5 protein-coding genes and 1 other RNA gene are annotated in these 3,656 nt (G+C 55.1%); 5 read left to right on the forward strand and 1 reads right to left on the reverse strand.

Annotated elements, in window-relative coordinates; genetic code table 11:
• From H5U02_14555 to ssrA, 4 genes are all read left to right on the forward strand, one after another.
• Window positions 1-757, forward strand: a 757-nt coding sequence (locus H5U02_14555) for an RNB domain-containing ribonuclease (protein ID MBC7343643.1), incomplete at its 5' end; no start/stop codon positions are given.
• Window position 758: 1 nt separating this feature from the next.
• Window positions 759-1,061, forward strand: a complete 303-nt coding sequence (locus tag H5U02_14560; GenBank protein ID MBC7343644.1) for an MTH1187 family thiamine-binding protein — start codon at window positions 759-761, stop codon at window positions 1,059-1,061.
• 89 nt (window positions 1,062-1,150) lie between these two features.
• Window positions 1,151-1,633 (forward strand): SsrA-binding protein SmpB, encoded by a 483-nt coding sequence (gene smpB / locus H5U02_14565; protein MBC7343645.1) that lies wholly within the window; start codon window positions 1,151-1,153, stop codon window positions 1,631-1,633.
• A gap of 12 nt (window positions 1,634-1,645) precedes the next feature.
• Window positions 1,646-1,994, forward strand: a transfer-messenger RNA (tmRNA) gene (gene ssrA / locus H5U02_14570).
• 83 nt (window positions 1,995-2,077) lie between these two features.
• Here the strand turns inward: ssrA and H5U02_14575 are convergent.
• Entirely contained in the window at window positions 2,078-2,953 is an 876-nt protein-coding gene (locus H5U02_14575; GenBank protein ID MBC7343646.1) for a hypothetical protein, read from the reverse strand.
• 556 nt (window positions 2,954-3,509) lie between these two features.
• On the opposite strand from H5U02_14575, the gene H5U02_14580 reads away from it, so the two are divergent.
• Window positions 3,510-3,656 (forward strand): hypothetical protein (locus tag H5U02_14580; GenBank protein ID MBC7343647.1); only part of this gene is annotated, 147 nt, incomplete at its 3' end.

A 3,656-nucleotide genomic window follows, 5' to 3' on the forward strand; every position in this document is an offset into this window, starting at 1 on the left:
TCCGGAAAAGATTTCCAACTTGAACAAGTTTTTAGGACCCCTGGGCTACCACATTCGCGGTGATCGGGAGGGTGTTAAGCCTTGGCACCTACAACAGGTAGCTCAGGCGGTAGCGGGCAAGCCTGAGGCGCGGGCGGTCAACATGGCCATGCTGCGTTCCCTTAAGCATGCCCGCTACGCACCTCAGAGCCTGGGCCATTTTGGGCTGGCTAAGCAATATTACTGCCACTTCACTTCCCCTATCCGGCGTTATCCCGACCTGGTAGTGCATCGGGTCCTCAGGGAAGTGATGGAGAAGGGTGCCCTCTCGCCTCGGCGCTACCGGCGCTGGCAGGAAATGATTCATGCATACGCCCAGCGCTCCTCGGAGCGGGAACGGGCGGCGGAAGAGGCGGAGCGAGACTCGGTGGATATGAAAAAGGTGGAGTACATGGAGCGGCACGTAGGCGGGGTGTTCTCTGGATTTATAAGTGGGGTTACCGCTTATGGTTTTTATGTGGAGCTAGAAAATACGGTAGAAGGGTTGGTGCACATCTCCACCTTAACTGACGATTACTACCGTTTCGATGAGGAGCACCTCAGCCTGGTGGGCCAGCATACCGGGAGAACGTTTCGCTTGGGGGATCCGGTGCAGGTACGGGTGCTACGGGCGGATCGCGCTACCCGGCAAATTGATATGGAGCTAGCCCAGCCGGGCATAAAAGCTATCCACGCGGGCAAGCTAGATTCGAGTTTAATAGCTCCAGGAGGTGGGTAATGTGCCCATTCTTGAGATCAGCGTTTTACCGGTAGGTACTCCAACCTCCAGCATCTCCTCTTACATCGCCGATGCTTGTAAGATTCTTGAGCAACGGGGGCTGGAATATCAGGTAACCCCAACCTGTACGGTGGTAGAAGGGGAGCTGGACCAGCTGTTGGACGTGGCTAGGGAAATGCACCAGGCTCCGTTTGCCAATGGGGTGAACAGGGTGGTCACCTCCATGACCATTGATCACCGTCAAGATCGGCCTATGGATCTTAAGAAGCAGGTTCAGTCGGTTACCCAGGAATTGAAAATGTAAGCCCCAAAAATGGGCTGGTAATTGCCGGATCGGCGCCGGTCTGATATACTTCAGGGCAGATGCAACCCAGACGGCAGGGTGGTATGCCCATGACCAGCGCTGATAGCAAAGCGCCTATAAAGGTAGTAACTGAAAACCGGAAGGCTCGCCATGACTACTTTATCGAAGAGACCTATGAGGCGGGTATTGCCCTGACCGGCACTGAGGTCAAGTCCCTTCGAGTCGGCAAAGCTAATCTCCAGGATAGCTATGCCCAGGTTGAAAACGGCGAGCTTTTCCTATACAATATGCACATTAGCCCGTACGAAAAGGGCAACCGTTTCAACCATGAGCCCAAGCGTCCTCGGCGATTGCTCCTTCACAAGCGGGAAATCATGCGGCTTTGGGGCAAAAGCCGGGAAAAGGGTTTGACTTTAATCCCACTTAGAGTATACTTTAATAGGCGAGGATTGGCCAAAGTGGAGCTGGCGCTGGCCCGAGGGAAGCGGCTTTATGATAAGCGCCAGGATTTGGCGGCCAAGAGCGCTCAGCGCGAGATTGAACGGACCCTTAAGGAGCGCAGCCAATACTAGATTTAAAAACATGGGGGCGTACTGGTTTCGACGGGGGAAGCATTGGCAGAGGTAGCCAGGCGAGATCCCACTAGCTCGTTAAACAGTGGACCTTATTAAGTGCCAACGAAGAATACGCTCTAGCTGCTTAATTAGCAGTTACCTCCTTCCGCCCTGGCCCGCGAGGGTGGACAGGGGGTCACACTAGCGGGCTACCTGGAAGTTAGGTCGGCGAGCTTTCCGGGGAAAACCTAGCCGGCTAGCCAAAGCAAGATCCTGTCCCTGGGAGCTGCGGCGGCGAAAGCTAAAACAGGGACTATCCTGGTAGAAGCTTCTGTGGGTGTTCTCTCGGACAGCGGTTCGACTCCGCTCGCCTCCACCCTGTTTTGGCTTACCTTTTTATGATCATGTGACGGCGTCTTCTGGTGTTGTTCCCGTAGATAGACCCCCAAAGTAGTGTTCCTGTCAAAGGCCCTGGTCAACTATCTCGGTGATGGCGCTGATGGTTTTATCCGTATAGCCCCAGTGAGCTACCAAGCCGTGGGTTTCAACTTGGATGTCGGTGCGGAAATCAAACGGCCCTTGGCCAGTAAAGGGATTGGGGTACTCCACCAGCACTGCCTTAGCGTACTGGGAAGCCCACCCGCTAAAGAATCCCCCATAGATGCTGGCATCTGGATCCTTATACTCGAGGCCTAAGTTGCGGCAAAAAATCTCGGCGATGGCTTTGTCGCCGGCAGCCGAGCATAGCCAGCCGTGAAAGTCGATGATTATCCCTGGTTTTTCTTTGAAAACCAAGTCGCGCAGGGCCCGAGCCTCAGGCGAACTGAAGGGCCGAGCTCCGGTTTTGTTCCGGGGGTTGGTCCGTACCTGAAAGCGATAGTCAAAATCCATATTAATGTCGATTCCTGCTGATATCTGGCAGCGGCCGGGGCCATTGCATGTCCACCCTTCGTAGAGGCCATCGGGATTAGCGCAAGGCACTACAATCAGCTGGTAATTGCCGAGCACCTGAGGGTTGTCCCGAAAATAATCGATGACGCCATGGGCGATGTTGACCAGTTCTTCCCCATCCCGATACCAGGCATCCTCAAATCCGTGGATGGCAAAAACGCACAGGATTTTGCGCTGGTCGGGAACCGAGTGGGCGCTGATTCTGTAGGCTACCAGGGGGCGGTTCATGCCGCTTCGGCCGTACTCGAAACTTGAGTACTGCCCGTCGGATCCATGAGGTCTATTGCCGCTTTCGGTGGACTCAACTGCGACTTGGTTGGTATCAAAGACCACCATAGCCAGGAAGATTGCGGTGACTATGGAGGCAAAGATAGCTATCTTTTTCATGACCTTCCCCCTGTGGTGGTTTATGCCTGCTCGTGTCTAATTTATCTAAAGCTTGGTGGCCTTGGCAAGGAAAATTTGCCGCCTATGGGAAGGATTCTGCCCTGAGGGAGCCTGCGGGATCCCCAGCACCTGCCGGTGGCGCTGGCGCCATTCCCAGTGTAGTGGTATTTATTAGTCCATTGGCTTCCAGCTGCATCGCTGCTCAAGGAGCCAATCTCGGCACAAGAAACCACCAAGCCAAGTGGCAGTCCTGGCTTGGGCTCTTGACAGCGGGCGTGGCCATAGCCATAATCTCCGGATAGGGAGTTTACTGGGCTCAAGCCCCAAGCCCTGCGTCTGGTGTGGGCCTCCCACTTGCTGATCACCGTAGTGGGCTTCGTGTCAGTGGGGTACCCGATAGCGCAAGAGCAGGAAAAGCAGGAGAGGTTCAAGGCCCTCAAGGGCGAGGCACGGGTTGAGTTTCTTACGGGATTGACCAACCGGCGAACTTGGAAGAGCGGCTGCAGGAAGAGGTAGCCGGAGCCCGAGCCCCTAATTACGCTGGAGGCTTATCCTCGTGCAAGTTCGTGAGATTCTGGACCAAATTCAGTCTCATCCCAACTACCGGGGCCAGATAAAGCACATAAAAGTCATTCCTGCCCAAGAGCCCAAGTGGGGCCAGCTGGACCCTGAGGTCCAGCTGGCCCCTTCCTTGGTTGCCTAT

The organism is Clostridia bacterium (assembly GCA_014360065.1).
GTDB lineage: Bacteria > Bacillota > DSM-521 > Neomoorellales > JACIYF01 > JACIYF01.

Excerpts from the sequence above, each read along its gene's own strand:
- smpB (MBC7343645.1), top strand. The coding sequence starts at position 1,151 with ATGACCAGCGCTGATAGCAAAGCGCCTATAAAGGTAGTAACTGAAAAC.
- H5U02_14575 (MBC7343646.1), bottom strand. The coding sequence starts at position 2,953 with ATGAAAAAGATAGCTATCTTTGCCTCCATAGTCACCGCAATCTTCCTG.